Below are 16,188 nucleotides of genomic sequence, written 5' to 3'. Positions count from 1 at the left end.
TTGCTCACACGAGCCCTGATGGCCATTTAGTAATCGGTACCGTATCGTTTATTAAGTGACTGACACTGTACTCATCACAGGAGCCGGCCCCACGGGGCTCGCCCTGGCCATTCATCTGGCACTGCACGACGTCCCCGTTCGCGTCATCGACGCCGCTAGCGGCCCTGCCACCACCTCCCGGGCTCTTGGCCTGCAACCACGCGGCGTGGAGGTGCTGGAACGGATCGGCGCGCTCGGCGACCTGCCGGAACGCTCCCAGTCCTCCCTCAACATGTCCTACAACGAAGGATCGCGCACCGTGCTGCGCCTCCACGTCGGCCAGGCCGTTGCGGACCGGCCGAAACAGGCGCTGCTGATCTCGCAGGCCGAAGTCGAAGGTGCGTTGCGGCAGCGGCTGGCCGAACTGGGCGGCACGGTGGAGTGGGGGACCCGGCTGGCGGTAGCCCAACAGGAGGCCACGAGCGTCACCGTCACCGTCCAGACAGCCGACGGCGCCGAGCAACAGATCGAGGGCCATTGGTTAATCGGCTGCGACGGTGCACACAGCACGGTACGCAAACTCGCCGGAATCGGCTTTCCCGGCCGCAAACTCCTAGAACGCCTGCTAATGGTCGACGTACGGGCTCAGTGGCCATTCGACAAGAACGGCAGCACGACCTGGATGGAGTCCGGGCACATGCTTTCGGTCACCGCGCTGCCGGACGACACCTGGCGGGTCTTCACCGAGCCATCGCCAGACCTGCCCGACCAGCTGTCCGATAGCGAGATCACCGATCGGGTGCTGAGCGAGTTCTCCCACCGCAGCGGCGTCAGCCTCGACACGGTCACCGAAATCCGCTGGGCCTCCGAGTTTCGGATCCACCGCCGACTCGCCGACGCCTATCGCCACGGTCGGATCCTGCTGGCGGGCGATGCTGCGCACATCCAGAGCCCCACCGGCGGACAGGGGCAGAACACCGGACTGGGCGATGCGGAAAACCTCGCCTGGAAGTTGGTACTGGTCGCCCGCGGCCGCGCCGACCAGCGGCTCCTCAACACCTACGAAGGCGAGCGGCGCCCACTGGCCCGCAACGTCCTGCGCGCCACCAGCGCCGCAGTCGACATCATGTTGCCCCACAACCTGTGGAAACGTCTGGTCCGCGACAAGCTGGTCCTGCCGGCCGTCCGCCTGCCCGCCGTACAGCGCCGGCTGTGGCTGGCCGCCTCCCAACTCGGCATCAACTACCGGGGCGGGCCGCTCGCCCCCACCTCGCACCGGTGGCTGCCCGGCCTGCATCCAGGCGACCGGATGCCCGACCTCACCTGCCGACGCCTCGACGGCAGCCAGACCACACTCCACGCCGCGATCTCTGGACGCTGGGTAGTGGTCGCCGCCGGCCCACACATCGCCGACCGCCACGCTCAGGCCGCCGCCGCACAACTGGGCACAGACATGGTCACCGCGCTCACCCCGGTTGAGCCCAACTCGCACGACGTGGTGCTGATCCGCCCCGACGGGCACATCGGTTGGCGCGGCCGTCCGGCACCCGACAAACTGACCGCATGGCTGAACCAGGTGCTGTGGCCGGCGTAGGACGCCACGGCCGCCCACGCGACCCGGAAAACGACGCCGCCATCCTGGACGCGGCGTTGGACCTGCTGATCGAACGCGGCGCGGCGGGCACCAGCATCGAAGCGGTCGCCCAACGCGCCGGCGTGGCGAAACTGACCGTCTACCGGCGCTGGCGAGCCAAAGAGGACCTGCTGATGGCCGCCCTGGAGCGCGCCCGCAATCCCGACATGGAGGCGGCCCCGGCCGGGCAGTCCATCGACGAGCTGGTCGCGTCCATCGCCGAGCTCCTCAGCCGCCCCCGCTTCCGCGCGCTGATGGCGCGAGTCATCGGCGCCTCGGTGGATTACCCGCAACTGGTAACCGCCTACACCAGGCGCTACCTCCAGCCGCGGCTGGATGCCCTGGCGCAGATCGCGCAGCAGGCCATCGACGCCGGCCGCTTCCCACCGGGCACCGATCCGAGCGTCATCCAGGACATCCTCGCCAGCTCCATCGGATCCGTCCTTCTCCATCATGACCAGGACATGACCGCAGCACAGGTTGAGCGCCGACTGCAGGTCCTCCTGCGCCACATCGGATACCAGCCTTGATCGCCTGGGCCGACCAGTACCTCCCACCGGAGTTCGAAATGGCGGGGGTATCTCTCCAGCCGGCGAACACGCCTCCTTGGAGCCCGAGCGGCCGGTCCGTCAGCCGGAGCGAGCCGGCACCCGGCGCGTCGAGGTCGCCCCAGGGGCTGTCCGCGCTGTCCAACCGCGCCATCGCGGCCCGGCTGACGATCATCGAGCGTAGGTCGAGGCGCACGTGGCGCAGAGCTTCGCCAAGCTGGGGTTGCACGAATCGCCCGACTCACACCGCCGCGTCCTGGCGGTGCTCACGCACATCCCGTCGGGACGGCAGGGCGCGGGCTGAAGCTGGACGGCGCGGGGCGTGCGGTGTGAGCATCGACCTCGTGACACTGCACGCCCTCGTGGGACGAGACGCCGAACTGCGTGACCTGTTGGCACTGCTGGACGGCGTGAAGGAGGGCGGCGGCGCGCTCGTGTTGAGCGGCGCGGCGGGCGTCGGCAAGTCGGCGCTGCTCGGAGCAGCCACGGCCGAGGCCGCGGCCAGGGGCGCGCGCGTGCTGACCGTGACCGGCGTGCCCGCCGAAGCCCAGGTCCCGTACGAGGGTCTGCGCAGGCTGCTCGCGGGGACCGGGCTCGCGCCCGGCGACCTCGAAGGCGGGCCGCTGCGCACCGCGATGTCCGTGCTGCACCGGCTGTCCGCGCTGGCGGGCGACACGCCCGTGGTGCTCGCCGTCGAGGACGCGCACTGGCTGGACGAGCCGAGCTGGGAGGCGCTCGCGTTCGTCGGCCGCCGGCTGCGCTCGGACGCCGTCGTGCTGCTGGCGACCCTGCGCGATGACGCCGACGCGCTGGCCAGGCTCACCGCGTCGGGGCTGCCCGCGCTGACGGTGCCGCCGCTGACCGACCAGGCGGCGGCGGAGCTGCTGGCGAGGGTCGCGCCCGACCTGGGCGCCGCGCTGCGCGCCCGCGTGCTGGCGGAGGCGGCGGGCAACCCGCTCGCGCTGATGGAGTTCGCCGCGCTGGCTTCCCGGCAGGACCAGGAGGTGCTGGCGTCGAGCAGGCTGCCTTTGACGGAGCGGCTGGAGCGCGCGTTCGCCCAGGCGCTCGCCGCGCTGCCCGCCGACACCAGGACCCTGGCGCTCGTCGCCGCCGTCAACGAGGACGACGCGATCGAGGAGAACACGCGGGCCGCGTCCCTGCTGGCGGGCGCGCCGATCGAGGCGGCCGCGCTGGCCCCCGCGACCCGGGCGGGACTGATCGTGGCCGACGCCGTGCGCGTCAGGTTCCGGCACCCGCTGATCAGGTCGGCGATCGCCCAGGCGGCCGGGGCCGACCTGGTACGCGACGCGCACGCCGCGCTCGCCGCCGCCCTGCCCGATGACGACGACCGCAGGATCTGGCACCGGGCGGCCGCCGCGACGTCCTACGACGACGACGTCGCAGCCGGGCTCGCCGCCGCCGCGCTGCGCGCCGAGGGCAGAGGCGCGTCGGGGTTCGCGCTGGAGGCGATGGAGCGCGCCGCCTACCTCAGCGCCGACCCGTCCCGCCGGGGCGCGCGGCTGATCGACGCCGCCATGATGGCCTTCGACATCGGCGACCGTGCCGCCCTGGAACGCCTCGTCGGCCGCGCGGAGGACGCCGACCTCGCCCCGATCGACCGGTCCAGGCTCACCTACTTCCGCGACATCAGCCTGCATTACGTGTGGACCGGCGTGGACCGGCTGTCCGACCTCGCCGGGTTCCTCGACGAGATGCGCGCACGTGACGGCTCGGCGTTCGCGCTGCGCTGGCTGGCCTGGGTCAGCATGCGCTGGTTCTTTTCCAACCCCACGCGGGAGGTCCGCGCGCCCGTGCTCGCCGCGATCGAACGGCTGGCCGTGCCTCCGGACGACCCGCAGATCGTCACGTCGCTCGCGGTGATCGCCCCGGTGGAGCGCGGCAGGCAGGTGCTGGCCCGGCTCGACTCGCTGAGCAGGGCGAGCTGGGTCAGCCCGGGCAACCTGCTACAGCTGGGCTTCGCGGCGGACGCGGTCGGGGCGTTCCCGCTGGGCGCGCGGCTGTACGCGGAGGCGATCGCGGGGATGCGGGCGCGGGGGCCGTTCGGGTCGCTCGCGCAGGCGCTCGTCGGGCAGGCGACGTCGGCGGCGCGACTCGCCGACACCCGGTTCGGGGTCGTCGCCGCCGCCGAGGCCAGGGCGCTGGCCGTGGAGACCAGGCAGCCGCAGTGGGTGCTCACCGCGGACGCCGTATCCGCCGAGATCCACGCGCTGCGCGGCGCGACGGATGTCGCGCGCGACCTCGCCGCGCAGGCCGAACGGGGGTTCCTGTCGGCGGGCGCGCATCCGATGCTGGCCCTGGTGCAGCTCGCGCGCGGAGCCGCCGAGCTGGCCGACGGGACCTTCGGCGCGGCCTGGGACGCGCTGCGCCCGATCTTCGACCCCAGCGAGGTCAGCTACCACCAGTACGTGCGGCTGTGGGCGCTGCCGCACCTGGCGGAGGCGGCGTTGCTCAGCGGACGGCAGGAGGAGCTGCGCGCGGTCGCCGACGAGCTCGCCCCGGTGATCGAGGAGAGCGGGTCGCCGGTCGGGCACGTGGCGCTCGCCTACGTCAGGGCCATCACCGCGCCCGACGAGACCGCGGAGGAGCTGTTCACGCAGGCGCTGCGCGAGGACCTGGTCGGCTGGCCGTTCGAACGGGCGCGGCTGCGGCACGCGTGGGGCGCGTGGCTGCGCCGCCAGCGCCGTGCCGCCGAGGCCAGGGCGCCGCTGCGCGCGGCGGCCGAGGCGTTCGACGCGCTCGGCGCGGTGCCCTGGTCGGAGCGCTCGCTGCGCGAGCTGCGCGCGAGCGGCGAGCGGATCCGCCGCAAGCACGACACCCGCGACCGGCTCACCGCCCAGGAGCTCCAGATCGCGCAGCTCGTCGCGGACGGCCTGACCAACCGCGACATCGGCCAGCGGCTGTTCGTCTCGCCCCGCACGGTCAGCACGCACCTGTCGCGCATCTTCCCCAAGCTCGGCATCACCACGCGCGGCGAGCTGAGCCGTCTCATGGCCGCGCGGGAGGGCGATTACATCATTTGACGTACGCGAGGGGAGTCGCCCGGTTCCTACCGTGGGTCGTGTTCCCACCCCTTCTCCCCTCACAGAGGAGCGACATGATCCGCAACATCGTGCTCGTCCACGGCGGCTTCGTCGACGGTTCGGGCTGGCAGGCCGTCTACGACCTGCTCGTCGCCGACGGCTTCCGCGTGTCGGTCGTGCAGAACCCGACCCTGTCCCTGGCCGGGGACGTCGCCGCCACCCACCAGGTCGTCGACGGCCTGGACGGCCCGTGCGTCCTGGTCGGCCACTCCTACGGCGGCGTCGTCATCAGCGAGGCCGGTACGCACCCCGACGTCGCGGCACTCGTGTACATCGCAGCCTTCGCCCCGGACAAGGGCGAGTCGGTCAACACGCTCATCGCCGACCCGCCGCCCGGCGCGCCCGTCCCGCCGATCCTGCCCCCGGTGAACGGATTCCTCTTCCTCGACCGGGACAAGTTCGCCGCGTCGTTCGCGGGGGACCTGCCCGCCGACCAGGCGGCGTTCATGGCCGACTCGCAGGTCCCCTGGGGCGTGGACGCCCTCGGCGGCGCGGTCACCGAACCCGCGTGGCGCGCCAAGCCGTCCTGGTACCTGGTGGCGACCGACGACCGGATGATCCCGCCGCCCGCCCAGCACGCCATGGCCCAGCGCGCCGGGGCGACCATCGCGGAGACGCCGGGCAGCCACTCGGTCTACCTGTCGCAGCCCGCCGCGGTCGCCACCCTCATCCGCCAGGCCGCCGCCTGATGACGGCCGTCATCGGCGCTCCCTGACGGGACCACCGGCACCGACCTCTATCTGCAGGCCGACAAGCTCCGGCAGGTGTTCGCCGCCCTCGTGGGGGCTCATCGCCACCCAGGGCAAGGCGATACCCCCCGGAATCATCCGTCGGTGCACTGGGCGCATCGGGTACGCGGCCGGTTCCTTGATGGGCAGCTCTACGTGAACCTGCACGGGTACGGCGGGAGCCGCCCGGTGCCCCCGATCGAGGCCCTGGCCAGGCTCCTGCGAGCACTGGGCGTGGACCGGGTGCCCGCCGATGTGGATGAGGCGAGTGCCCTGTACCGCAGCCTTCTGGACGGCAAACGGGTGCTGGTGCTGCTGGACGACGCCCGCGACGCCGGGCAGGTGCGGCCGCTCCTGCCTGGCAGCCCCGGCTGTGTCGCCCTGGTCACCAGCCGGGAACGGCTGACCGGGCTGATCGCCCGCGACGGCGCGCGCTCGATGGTCCTCGACGTCCTGTCCGACCGCGAGGCCCGAGACCTGCTGGCCGACCTGCTCGCCGACCGGGCCGTCGCACACCCGAAGGCGACCGCGGAACTGGCCACGCTGTGCGGCAACCTTCCGCTGGCGCTGCGTGTCGCCGCCGCCAACCTGGCCGCCCGCCCGCACACCAGCATCGCCGCCTTTGTCGCCGCCCTGGCCGCCAACCGACTCGACGGCCTGGAGGTGGACGGAGACCCGCACAGCGGGGTCAGGGGAGCCTTCGACGCCTCGTACGCGACGCTCGCGGAAGACGCCCGCCGCTTGTTCCGCCGCCTGGGCCTGCTTCCCTGCATGGAATCCACCGCGCAGGAGGCGGCCACGCTGATCGGCGCCGACGTCACGTCGGCGGCATGCCTGCTGCGCCGCTTGGCCGCCGCTCACGTCATCGAGGAACACGCCGCCGGCCGGTACGGCTTGCACAAGCGAGTGCATCGCGCCCTTGGTCCGGCTTCCGTTCGTCTTGTTGGTCACCGGCCTGGGTCAGGGCCGGTAAGTTCCTCGCTGAGCGCCCACAACCGCGCGGCAGCCCAGGCGTTCCTGGCCAGGGCGCTTGGCTCGGCAGGCTTGCACTTGACGAAGTAGCCTCCGGTCACGCTGGCGACCTCCGGCGAGCCGGCGAGGTACACCGAGGTCTCGGCGCCAGTTGCGGCGCCGAGCATGTGCCGCAGCGCCGTCTCCTTGCCGATCCCACTGGTCGCGCCGGTCACCAGGCAGGTCTTGCCCGTCATCGTCCTCACGCGACCTCCTGTCGAGGCATTCGAAACTGCGACCCTCTTCTCTAGTGTCCTGTGACAGGGAACCTTTCGCGTTTGCCACTGACGTTTGAGCGCTCGCAAAGACAGTGACCTGGGTGAGTGTCCTTGAACGGCATCGCTGTGCTTTGCGCACCACGGCACGGACCCGAGCGGGACGCGAGAAGTTGGTAAGCGTCTGGCTGTGCTTGTGCGTATAGGGGATGTGGAGCATCTGGAGTTCGAGGAGTTTTACGAGGAAAGCCGGGATGCCTGCCTCCGGGCGGTGCTAGCCACCACGGGTGACCGGCAGTTGGCGGAGGACCTGGTCGCTGAGGCGTTCACGCGGGCGTGGATGTCATGGCGAAAGGTGAGCCGGCATCCAGCGCCGCACGCCTGGATCGTTCGCGTGGCGCTGAACACCCGGGTCACCTGGTGGCGACGACGCCGCCACGAGGTCGCCCTGACAGGTCACGAAGCCGTGGTCCCCGCCGCGGCCGACGGGCCCGACGTGGACCCCGCTCTGCTGGCGGCGCTGCGGCGGTTGCCACGACGGCAGCGGGAGGTGGTCGCGCTGCGTGTCTTCCTCGATCTGGACACCGAAACCGCGGCCAGGGCCCTCGGGATCGCTCCAGGAACCGTCACCGCACATCTGTCGCGCGCTGTCGCGGCTTTGCGCGGCGAACTCGCGACAGTCAACAGCCAGGAGGGCGAACGATGAACGACAATGACGTACTGGGCACGGTGCGGGACGCGATGGCCGAGGTGCACATGCACACGCCGGTGCAGCAGCTCGTGGCGGCGGGCCGGTCTCGCCGCCGCCGCAGGATCGCGGGGACGACGGCCGGCGCCGCATTGGCGACGGGCCTGGCGTTGACGCTGGCGATCGACAGCCCCCAGGTGAACGCACCGCCGGTGGCCGCCGGCAATGAGGTGCACGTGCACCTGGCCGCATTCTCCGTCGACACCAACCCCGACGGCACGGTCACCGTGAAAATGACCAAGCAGGAGTCACTCGACCCGGAGATCATGCAGCGGACACTTGCCCAGGCCGGCATCCCCGCCCAGATCACGATCAACAAGTGGTGCCAGCCAACGGACGAGTCGCAGAACCTGGAAGCGGACCTCAAGAAGGTCGTCGGGGAGGAATGGCAGCCCGACGCCAAGGGTGACGTCCGGCAGGACGAGCAGCGTGACCTCAAGAAGGACGCCCAGCAGGACGAGCAGCGTGACCGCAAGAATGACGCCCTGCAGGGCAAGAAGCCCAACATCAACAAGGACGTCAAGCAGGACGATCACTCTGGCCAAAACCCCGTGATGGTCATCACGCCATCGGCGATGCCCCCGGCGACCAAGCTGATCATCGGCATGAGGACAGAGGGCTACCAGCCCGACTCCCCGAGCCGGGTCGCGGTCTCGATGGGCCTGGTGCCCGACGATGCCCCGCTGACCTGCACCACGGACGTCCCGGCCGGTTCGTCGCCACGCTCCTAGATCACCAAGGACTCTACAGACGGCGCATAGCCAGGTGGGCGCTCGGGCGGCCACCTGGCACGTCTACTTTGCGGACAGAGCCCGAGCCACGGCAGTTCCAGGTCCCGGGGTAACAGGCCTCTGATCAGCCGCAGTGCTCCCAGCCTGAGGTCCACGATTTCATGTCGTAAGCGCCGAACCACTGGATTGGGAACGGACCTGACGCTGGTGAGCTGGACGGAGTTCGGGAAGGTGATGGCGGAAAGCAACGTCAAGGAGCGGCGTTTAACCTGGTCAGAGTAGGGAGGCGAAAGTCGTGGCCGAGGACAGCCTCGTTCTGGTGACCGGTGCCGGCGGGGGCGTTGGAGGCGTGGGCCGCACCGTCGTCAAGTTGCTGCGCGAGCATGGTCTCGCCGTACGAGCGATGGTGCACCACGACGACGAGCGCGCGGAAGCCCTGCGGGAGCTCGGCGCGCACGTGGTCGCCGGGGATCTCACGCGGCCCACCGACGTGGCGCGGGCCCTCGACGGCGTCCGCCGGATGTTCTTCAGCATGAGCGTGTCACCGTCCTATCTGGAGGCTGCCGCCACCGTCGCGACCGTGGCCCGTGCGGTCGGCGAACTCGAGGCTCTGGTCGGCATCTCCCAGATGACCGTGTCGCAGATGGACGTGCTGAGCACCGAGGAGTCACATCAGCAGCGGTTGCACTGGTTGTCTGAGCAGGTGCTCAATTGGTCCGCGCTGCCGGTCGTGCACATCCGGCCGACCATTTTCCTGGACAACCCGTTGTTCACGACGCTTGCCGCGCGATCCATCGCGGACAGCGGAACCCTCCAGTTGCCCTTCGGGACGGGCCGGACTTCACCGGTCGCGGCCGATGACGTCGCCCGGGTCGTAGCCACGGTTCTGCGGGATCCGCGGCCGCATATCGGACAGGTCCATGAACTGACCGGACCCCGGTCCCAGGCGATGACCGGTGTCGCCGAGGAGTACTCGCGGGCGCTGGGCAGGCCGGTGTCCTACGTGGACGTCCCGCTGGACATCTGGGTCGACCGGGTCCTCTCCCGCGCCGGACTAGGGCCGCACGCCGAAGAGCACATCGTCACCATGGCCCGTCTGCATCGTCAGAACCGGTACGACCGTTCGACCCGCACCGTTGAGCTGATCACCGGGCGACCGGCCCAGACGATCGAAGAATTCGTCGTGCGACGGACCGATCTGTTCACCCGGTAGGCGGAGACCACGACGGATCTCCCCGCAGCGATCGCGACCGCATTCGTCATCGCCCTCGCCACAGCCACCGTCGCCACCGGCACCAGGAGATGAGGTGCGTTCTTGTCGGTGCCGTCGGGCACAATCGGCGGATGGAGAGACCCGAGATCGCTTCGGCCGCAGAGTGGCAGCTGGCCCGTGATGAGCTGCTCAAGGCCGAGAAGGAAGCCACCCGCGCGCTGGACGCGCTCGCCGCGCGGCGCCGCCGCCTGCCGATGGTCAAGTTCGGCAACGGGTACGCGTTTGACACGCCGACCGGCACGAAGACCCTGCTCGAGCTGTTCGAGGGCCGGGGGCAGCTGGTCGTCTACCAGTTCATGGACAACGGGCCGGACCACTACTGCCCGGGCTGCACCTGGTTCACGAACAGCGTTCCCGCCGCCGGGCCGGCTCTACTGGCCGACCGCGGGGTCACGTGGGTGACCGTGTCGAACATGCCGCTCGCCCAGATCGAGGCGTACAAGGCGCGGATGGGCTGGACGGTGCCGTTCGTGTCGTCGCACGGCACCTCGTTCACCGACGATTGCGGTGCCGGTGGCGGCTTCATGCTCAGTGTGTTCCTGCGCGACGGCGAGGACGTCTACCGGACCTACAACACCACCTCCCGCGGCGTTGACCGGCTCGTCTTCGTCAACAGCATCCTCGACCTCACCCCGTACGGCCGCCAGGAGGACTGGGAGGACTCACCGCCCGGCTGGCCGCAGCATCCCACCTACGGATAGATGAGCAGGCGACGTGGTCCCGGTGGCCGGAAGCTCGTTGAAAGGCCCTCTGATCGGAAGCCTCTTCAGGAAGCCCCTTGATCGGGGGCCTTCTCCAGAAGCCTCTGGTCGGATTCGCCGGCCGGTCTGAGCAGGCCGGTCTCGTATGCCGCCGCGACCGCGGCCGCCCGGTCGTTCACCTCGAGTTTGGCGAAGATGTGCAGCACATGCGTCTTCACCGTCGCCTCGGTGATGAACAGTTTCGCGGCCACCTCGCGATTGGTCGCGCCTCGGGCGATGAGCCCCAGCACCTCGACCTCCCGGCGGCTCAGCGTCCGCTGTTCCGGCATGCGCATTCTCTGCGTCAGCACGCCGGCCACGGAGGGGGACAGCACCGTCTCACCGCGGGCCGCCGCCTGAACAGCGCGGCGCAGGTCGGCGCGCGGGGTGTCCTTGAGCAGGTAGCCGGTGGCGCCCTGTTCGATCGCGGGCAGGACGTCGGCGTCGTCGTCGAAGGTGGTTAGGACGAGCACGCGGATGCCGGGCGTCTGCTCGCGTAGCCGGCGGATGACCTCCGCGCCGCTCATCTTCGGCATGCGCAGGTCCATGAGGACGACATCGGGGTTGGTCCGCATGGCGACGACGAGCGCCTCCGGCCCGTCGGCCGCCTCTCCGACGACCTCGAAGGTATCGTCGCCGGCGAAGATCCCGCGGAGCCCGTCGCGGACGACCGGGTGGTCATCCACGATGATCATACGGATGGCCATGTCTCACATCGCGTTTCTGGAGCGGCCGGCGGATCCCGGATCCGCGTCGGCGGGGATGGCGGGGACGGTGGCGGAGATTCCCGTTCCCTGGCCGGGGGCCGTCTCGATCTCGAAGTTCCCGGCCAGCCGGGTGACGCGCTGACGCATCGCGATGAGCCCGAAGCCGCCCGCGTCCGAGGAGCCCGCGGCCTCACGGGTGAAGCCGGCCCCGTCGTCACGTACGTCCAGGGCCACGACATCCTCCATGTACGACAGTGTGAGGCCGGCCCGGGTGGCCGAGGCGTGCTTGCCGACGTTGGCCAGCGCCTCCTGCGCCACCCGCAGCAAGGTGGTCTCCACCTCCGCGTGCAGCGGCCGAGCGTCGCCGGTGACCGACACGGAGGCGGGTACGCCCGTGGTCTGCGACCATTTCGCGGCGATGACGTGGAGGGCGGCGGCGAGCTGGGCCTCCTCCAGCGGCGCCGGGCGCAACGCCTGGAGCGATCGGCGGGTCTCGCTCAGGCTCTCTCTGGCCAACGCGCGCACCGTGTCCAGGCGCTCCCGAGTGGCGGGTACGTCGTCGTTCGCACCGTCGGCGGCTTCGAGCTGGGTGAGGATGGCGGTCAGGCTCTGCGCGATGGTGTCGTGGATCTCCCTGGCCATCCGCTGCCGCTCCTCGAGCACACCGGCCTCGCGAGCGCGGGTCAGCAGCCGGGCCTGCAGGTTCGCGTTCTCCTCCGCCAGCGCGGTCAGCTTGGCGCCGGTCTCCCGTAATTGCGCGATCATCACCTTGCGCTGATCGTTCTGCGCGGAGACGGTCCGGATCAGCAGGCCGACCGTGGAGGCGACCAGCACCGCGATGAGGAAGGAGGAGAGCGTCTCGCTCGAAGGCCGCCCGGTGTCAGGGCGAGCGGCGACCAGCACGCCGGCCGTCGCGGCCACCCCGCCGTACGCCCACCGCCCGGGCAGCAGGGAGAAGGACTGGATGAACGCCCCGAGGCCGGTCACCGTGAACAGCGGATCGATCCTGACCAGTGCCCCGATGACGGCGAGCGTCACGACGAAGTAGACGATCACCGCTGCCGGCCGCTCGATCCGGCCGGGGCGCGACGTGACCATGAACCAGTGCCAGGCTCCGGCGAACGACGCCAGGGCCAGCGTCTCCGGCCTCCAGTCCCGCAGCAGGGCGAAGACCGCCGGAAGCAGGATGAACAGGTACGGCAGAGCGGGCCAGGCGCGATCCCAGCGCGAGACGCCGGGGTCGGTGGTGGTCACCACCGGAATGCCCTGAGGGCGGCGCCGCCGGCGAGGAGGAAGATCCCGACCATGACGCCCAGACTAACGGGGGACACCGCATCGCCGGCCCGGCCGTCGCGGATCGCCTGGACCGCGGACCGGACCGTGAATCGCTCTGGTCCACCGGACAGGATGCCCTGGTACGAGCCGTCCAGCGGCCACAGGTTGCGCGGGCCGATCGGTCCCGGCCGTACCGCCGGCAGTTCGGCCACGGGTCGAAGAAGCGTTCATCGGCTGTCGCCGGCCGCCCGAGGGGTGAACGAGGCGTTCGAGGTGGCAGCGGCGCTATCGGGCGGCGGCCGGTCCGGCGGAGTTCACGAAGTCCATTGACCGCTTGATCCAGACGACGTACGTTGCCCAGAAATGATTCGGAAATAGTTCGAAACATTTCGGAGCCGATGCGCCCGTCACGGGCGAAGCCGATCGGAGAACAGCGATGCCAGGCTTCCTTTCCGCACTCCTGTCGGCACTGCACGACGGCCGTGCCCCCACGTCGAAGAGGCCCAGGCCGGCGCCGCCCGCGCTCGCGCACCCCATGGACAGAATGCCGTCGATCGTCAGGCTGGCCGTCACGGGAGCCATCGCGGTCGCCGTCGTCGCGGCGTCACCGGCGCTCGGAGCCATGGGCGCCCAGGGCAGCCCGGCCGGCGCCAAGGTCGCGCCGCAGATGAACGGCCACTGGGTCGGCACCTGGGTCTCGATGCCGCAGCTCACCGAGCCGAACAACATGCCGCCCGCGCCGTTCACGCAGGAGAACCTCGTCCTCGCGGACAGCACGTTGCGGCAGACCGTGCACATCTCGGTCGGCGGGCGGCAGACGCGGCTGCGCTTCTCCAACGCGTTCGGGGGCACGGCACTGCCCATCACCAGGGTCTCCGTGGCACTCCCGCTCGGCGGGCAGGCCGGCGTCAGCGGGATCAAGGCGGGGACCGCCCAGCCGGTGACCTTCCATGGCCGGTCCTCCGTGGTCATCCCGGTCGGGGCGCAGATGGTCTCCGATCCGCTGAACTTCACCCTGGCCCCTCGGTCCAACATCACTGTGACGACCTACCTGGCCGAAGGCCAGAAATCGAATGCCATCACCTCCCACCCCGGCTCGAGGACCACCTCCTACCTGCTGGCCGGCGACCATGCCGAGGCCGAGGATCTGCCCGGGGCGACCCCCGTCGATCACTGGTACTTCCTCAGCGGCGTGGAAGTGTGGTCCAAGCACACCACCGCGGCGGCCGCCGTCCTGGGCGACTCGCTGACCGATGGGCGCGGCTCCACCACCAACATGAACAACCGCTGGCCGGACCAGTTGCTCGACCGGTTGCAGTCCCACCGCGGCACGGCCGACATCGCGATCGTCAACCAGGCGGCCGGCGGCAATCGGGTGCTGAACGACGGCCTCGGCCCCAACGCCCTCGCGCGGCTCGATCGGGACGTGCTCGCGCAGAGCGGGGTCGAATGGCAGATCGTCTTCGAAGGCGTCAACGACATCGGCACGGCCGCCGCCACGGAGGCCGCCCAGACACAGGTGTCGGCCGACCTGATCGCCGCCTACGACCAGATCATCCTCCGGGCCCACGCGCAGGGCATCCGCGTGTACGGCGCGACGCTGACGCCGTTCGGCGGGAACGCCACGTACGACGACGCGGGAGGATACCGGGAAGCGGCTCGGCAGGCGGTCAACCAGTGGATCCGCACCAGCCGCCGGTTCGACGGCGTGATCGATTTCGATCTGGCGGCACGAGATCCGGCGAACCCCCGGCAGCTCCTGGCGACGCTCGACGTCGGCGACCACCTGCACCTCAACCCGGCGGGTTACAAGGCGCTCGCCGACGCCGTCCCGGCCGGGTTGTTCGAGCGGAAGCCGCTCCCGTGGGGATTCGGCTTCGAGTAGCCCTCCGCGCCACCGACCGGAAAGCGCTGTTCTGGTGCGAGTAATATACCGGCCTGCTTTTGGTCCGGATATGGGCCGTTCGTTGAACGCTCTCTTCGTTGGAGGTTACCGTAAAAGTGACCTGACCTGGACCTTTGCCTGAAGGAGAGAGCCGTTTGAGATCCAAACTGGTGTCGCTTCTTCCACACTCGCTTCTGGCGCGGACGACGCTGGGTGTCGCGGGGCTGTCTTTGCTCTTTCTTACCGTGATCGGCGCCAGCCTCGACTTCCTCGTCCTCGACAAGGTCCAGGGCGAGGTCTCCCAGGAGACGCAGCGGGTCGCCACCAACTGGCTCGGGACCTTCCAGCCGGGCGACATGCCGAAGGCGGTCACGAAGACCCGCATCGACCTCCTCCAGCTCGTCGACGCTCACGGCCACGTGGTGGCGGCCAGCGCGGCCGCGGCGGGCAGGCCCCCCTTGGGCACGGTGCAGCCGCCCCTCGACGATCGGATCAAGGACGGCACCGCGTGCTCCACGCTGGGGTGCGTCATGTTCACCGTCATCCGGGTCCCGCCACTCGAGACGCGCGAGATCTGGCGGGGTGAGCCCCACTACGTCTACGCCGGGATGGTTCAGCCGTCCATCCTGAGCGGTGATCGTCTCGAGCTCTTCACCGTCGGCGGGGTCCTGCTGGCCACCGCCTTCATCGCCTGGGGGAACTGGTGGCTGGGGCGCCGCGCGCTGCGCCCCGTGGCCGCGATCCGGGCGACCATGGCCGAGATCACGGTGAGCGACCTGAGCCTGCGGGTGCCCGAGCCGTCCGGTAGCACCGAGTACGCGCTGCTCGCCCGCACCGCCAACAGGACTCTGGCCCGGCTGGAGGAGGCGGTGAAGCAGCAGCGCCGATTCGCCTCCACCACCTCCCACGAGCTCAGGACCCCGCTCACCGGTCTGCGTACCCGGCTGGAGGAGGCGGTGCTCTATCCCCGCGACGTCGACCCCCGCGCGGTCATCCGGGACGCGTTGTCGGCCACCCACCGGCTGGAGACGATCGTCGACGACCTGCTGGTGCTGGCCCGGCTCCGCGCCGGCCGCCCGGCGGAGCACGAGCCGATCGACCTCGGCGCGCTCGTCACGGAGGAGGTGAAAGCCCAGGCGGACGGCGTGCCGGTCCACGTCCACGCCGGTCCTGGTGTGATCGTCCGAGGCAACCGGATCCAGCTGATCCGGGTCTTCGGCAACCTGCTGGCCAACGCCCGGCGGCACGCCGACACCAGAGTCGAGGTCACCGCCGAGCGTGCGGGCGGCCAGGCCGTCGTCACGGTGACCGACGACGGTGACGGCATCGCGCCGCAGGACCGTGAACGCGTCTTCGAGCGCTTCGTCCGCCTGGACGACGGGCGGCGCCGTGAACCCGGAGGAAGCGGGCTCGGCCTGGCCATCTCCCGTGACATCGCCCACGGCCACAACGGAACCCTGGTGGTCGAGGACTCGCCGCGAGGTGCCCGGTTCGTGCTTCGGCTGCCCCTGACGGAGACGACCGGGGGGAGTCCGCCCCCCGGCGAGCTTTCTCCCGGCGTACGCGACGTCGCCGGGGGGGCCGCGCGCCCGCTCGGCGGACCCTGACCGGCTC

Annotated in this window: 14 protein-coding genes; 11 read left to right on the top strand and 3 right to left on the bottom strand. The window is 70.6% G+C overall.

Features of this window, described 5'->3' with window-relative positions; translation table 11 throughout:
- Positions 1–55: 55 nt before the first annotated feature.
- From MYF83_RS30745 to MYF83_RS30705, 9 genes are all read left to right on the top strand, one after another.
- Positions 56–1,573: an FAD-dependent monooxygenase gene (locus MYF83_RS30745; protein WP_248964245.1), complete on the top strand. Its 1,518-nt coding sequence runs from the start codon at positions 56–58 to the stop codon at positions 1,571–1,573.
- Positions 1,561–2,142 (top strand): TetR/AcrR family transcriptional regulator, encoded by a 582-nt coding sequence (locus MYF83_RS30740; protein WP_248964244.1) that lies wholly within the window; start codon positions 1,561–1,563, stop codon positions 2,140–2,142. Before MYF83_RS30745 ends, MYF83_RS30740 begins: the two co-directional genes overlap by 13 nt.
- A 347-nt stretch (positions 2,143–2,489) precedes the next feature.
- On the top strand, positions 2,490–5,201 hold the full coding sequence (locus tag MYF83_RS30735) for a helix-turn-helix transcriptional regulator (protein WP_248964243.1): 2,712 nt from the start codon (positions 2,490–2,492) through the stop codon (positions 5,199–5,201).
- Between the two features lie 74 nt (positions 5,202–5,275).
- Complete coding sequence (locus MYF83_RS30730; RefSeq protein ID WP_248964242.1) at positions 5,276–5,950, top strand: alpha/beta fold hydrolase; 675 nt, start codon at positions 5,276–5,278, stop codon at positions 5,948–5,950.
- Positions 5,951–6,094: 144 nt separating this feature from the next.
- Positions 6,095–7,051 (top strand): NB-ARC domain-containing protein, encoded by a 957-nt coding sequence (locus MYF83_RS30725; RefSeq protein ID WP_248964241.1) that lies wholly within the window; start codon positions 6,095–6,097, stop codon positions 7,049–7,051.
- Positions 7,052–7,426: 375 nt separating this feature from the next.
- The gene (locus MYF83_RS30720) at positions 7,427–7,921 is read left to right on the top strand and encodes a sigma-70 family RNA polymerase sigma factor (protein ID WP_248964240.1); all 495 of its coding nucleotides are present in this window, start codon (positions 7,427–7,429) and stop codon (positions 7,919–7,921) included.
- Entirely contained in the window at positions 7,918–8,694 is a 777-nt protein-coding gene (locus MYF83_RS30715) for a hypothetical protein (RefSeq protein ID WP_248964239.1), read from the top strand. The genes MYF83_RS30720 and MYF83_RS30715 overlap by 4 nt, the downstream gene beginning before the upstream one ends.
- 295 nt (positions 8,695–8,989) lie before the next feature.
- Positions 8,990–9,907 (top strand): NmrA family NAD(P)-binding protein, encoded by a 918-nt coding sequence (locus MYF83_RS30710; RefSeq protein WP_248964238.1) that lies wholly within the window; start codon positions 8,990–8,992, stop codon positions 9,905–9,907.
- Between the two features lie 131 nt (positions 9,908–10,038).
- The gene (locus MYF83_RS30705; protein ID WP_248964237.1) at positions 10,039–10,668 is read left to right on the top strand and encodes a DUF899 domain-containing protein; all 630 of its coding nucleotides are present in this window, start codon (positions 10,039–10,041) and stop codon (positions 10,666–10,668) included.
- A 65-nt stretch (positions 10,669–10,733) separates the two neighbouring features.
- On the opposite strand, the gene MYF83_RS30700 is transcribed toward MYF83_RS30705, so the two are convergent.
- The 3 genes from MYF83_RS30700 to MYF83_RS30690 are packed head-to-tail and all read right to left on the bottom strand — an operon-like array spanning position 10,734 to position 12,901.
- Complete coding sequence (locus MYF83_RS30700) at positions 10,734–11,414, bottom strand: response regulator (RefSeq protein WP_248964236.1); 681 nt, start codon at positions 11,412–11,414, stop codon at positions 10,734–10,736.
- 3 nt (positions 11,415–11,417) lie between these two features.
- Positions 11,418–12,668 (bottom strand): sensor histidine kinase, encoded by a 1,251-nt coding sequence (locus tag MYF83_RS30695; RefSeq protein WP_248964235.1) that lies wholly within the window; start codon positions 12,666–12,668, stop codon positions 11,418–11,420.
- Complete coding sequence (locus MYF83_RS30690; RefSeq protein WP_248964234.1) at positions 12,665–12,901, bottom strand: hypothetical protein; 237 nt, start codon at positions 12,899–12,901, stop codon at positions 12,665–12,667. The genes MYF83_RS30695 and MYF83_RS30690 overlap by 4 nt, the downstream gene beginning before the upstream one ends.
- Positions 12,902–13,125: 224 nt before the next feature.
- Here MYF83_RS30690 and MYF83_RS30685 point away from each other — a divergent pair, with 224 nt between their 5' ends.
- Positions 13,126–14,574: an SGNH/GDSL hydrolase family protein gene (locus tag MYF83_RS30685; RefSeq protein ID WP_248964233.1), complete on the top strand. Its 1,449-nt coding sequence runs from the start codon at positions 13,126–13,128 to the stop codon at positions 14,572–14,574.
- Positions 14,575–14,729: 155 nt separating this feature from the next.
- On the top strand, positions 14,730–16,181 hold the full coding sequence (locus MYF83_RS30680) for a sensor histidine kinase (RefSeq protein ID WP_248964232.1): 1,452 nt from the start codon (positions 14,730–14,732) through the stop codon (positions 16,179–16,181).
- Positions 16,182–16,188 lie beyond the last annotated feature (7 nt).

It is taken from the genome of Sphaerisporangium perillae (genome assembly GCF_023276435.1).
Classification (GTDB): Bacteria; Actinomycetota; Actinomycetes; order Streptosporangiales; family Streptosporangiaceae; genus Sphaerisporangium; species Sphaerisporangium perillae.
This window is presented reverse-complemented; position numbering and strand designations above follow the sequence as displayed.

Excerpts from the sequence above, each read along its gene's own strand:
- MYF83_RS30730 (WP_248964242.1), top strand. The coding sequence starts at position 5,276 with ATGATCCGCAACATCGTGCTCGTCCACGGCGGCTTCGTCGACGGTTCG.
- MYF83_RS30705 (WP_248964237.1), top strand. The coding sequence starts at position 10,039 with ATGGAGAGACCCGAGATCGCTTCGGCCGCAGAGTGGCAGCTGGCCCGT.
- MYF83_RS30715 (WP_248964239.1), top strand. The coding sequence starts at position 7,918 with ATGAACGACAATGACGTACTGGGCACGGTGCGGGACGCGATGGCCGAG.
- MYF83_RS30700 (WP_248964236.1), bottom strand. The coding sequence starts at position 11,414 with ATGGCCATCCGTATGATCATCGTGGATGACCACCCGGTCGTCCGCGAC.
- MYF83_RS30685 (WP_248964233.1), top strand. The coding sequence starts at position 13,126 with ATGCCAGGCTTCCTTTCCGCACTCCTGTCGGCACTGCACGACGGCCGT.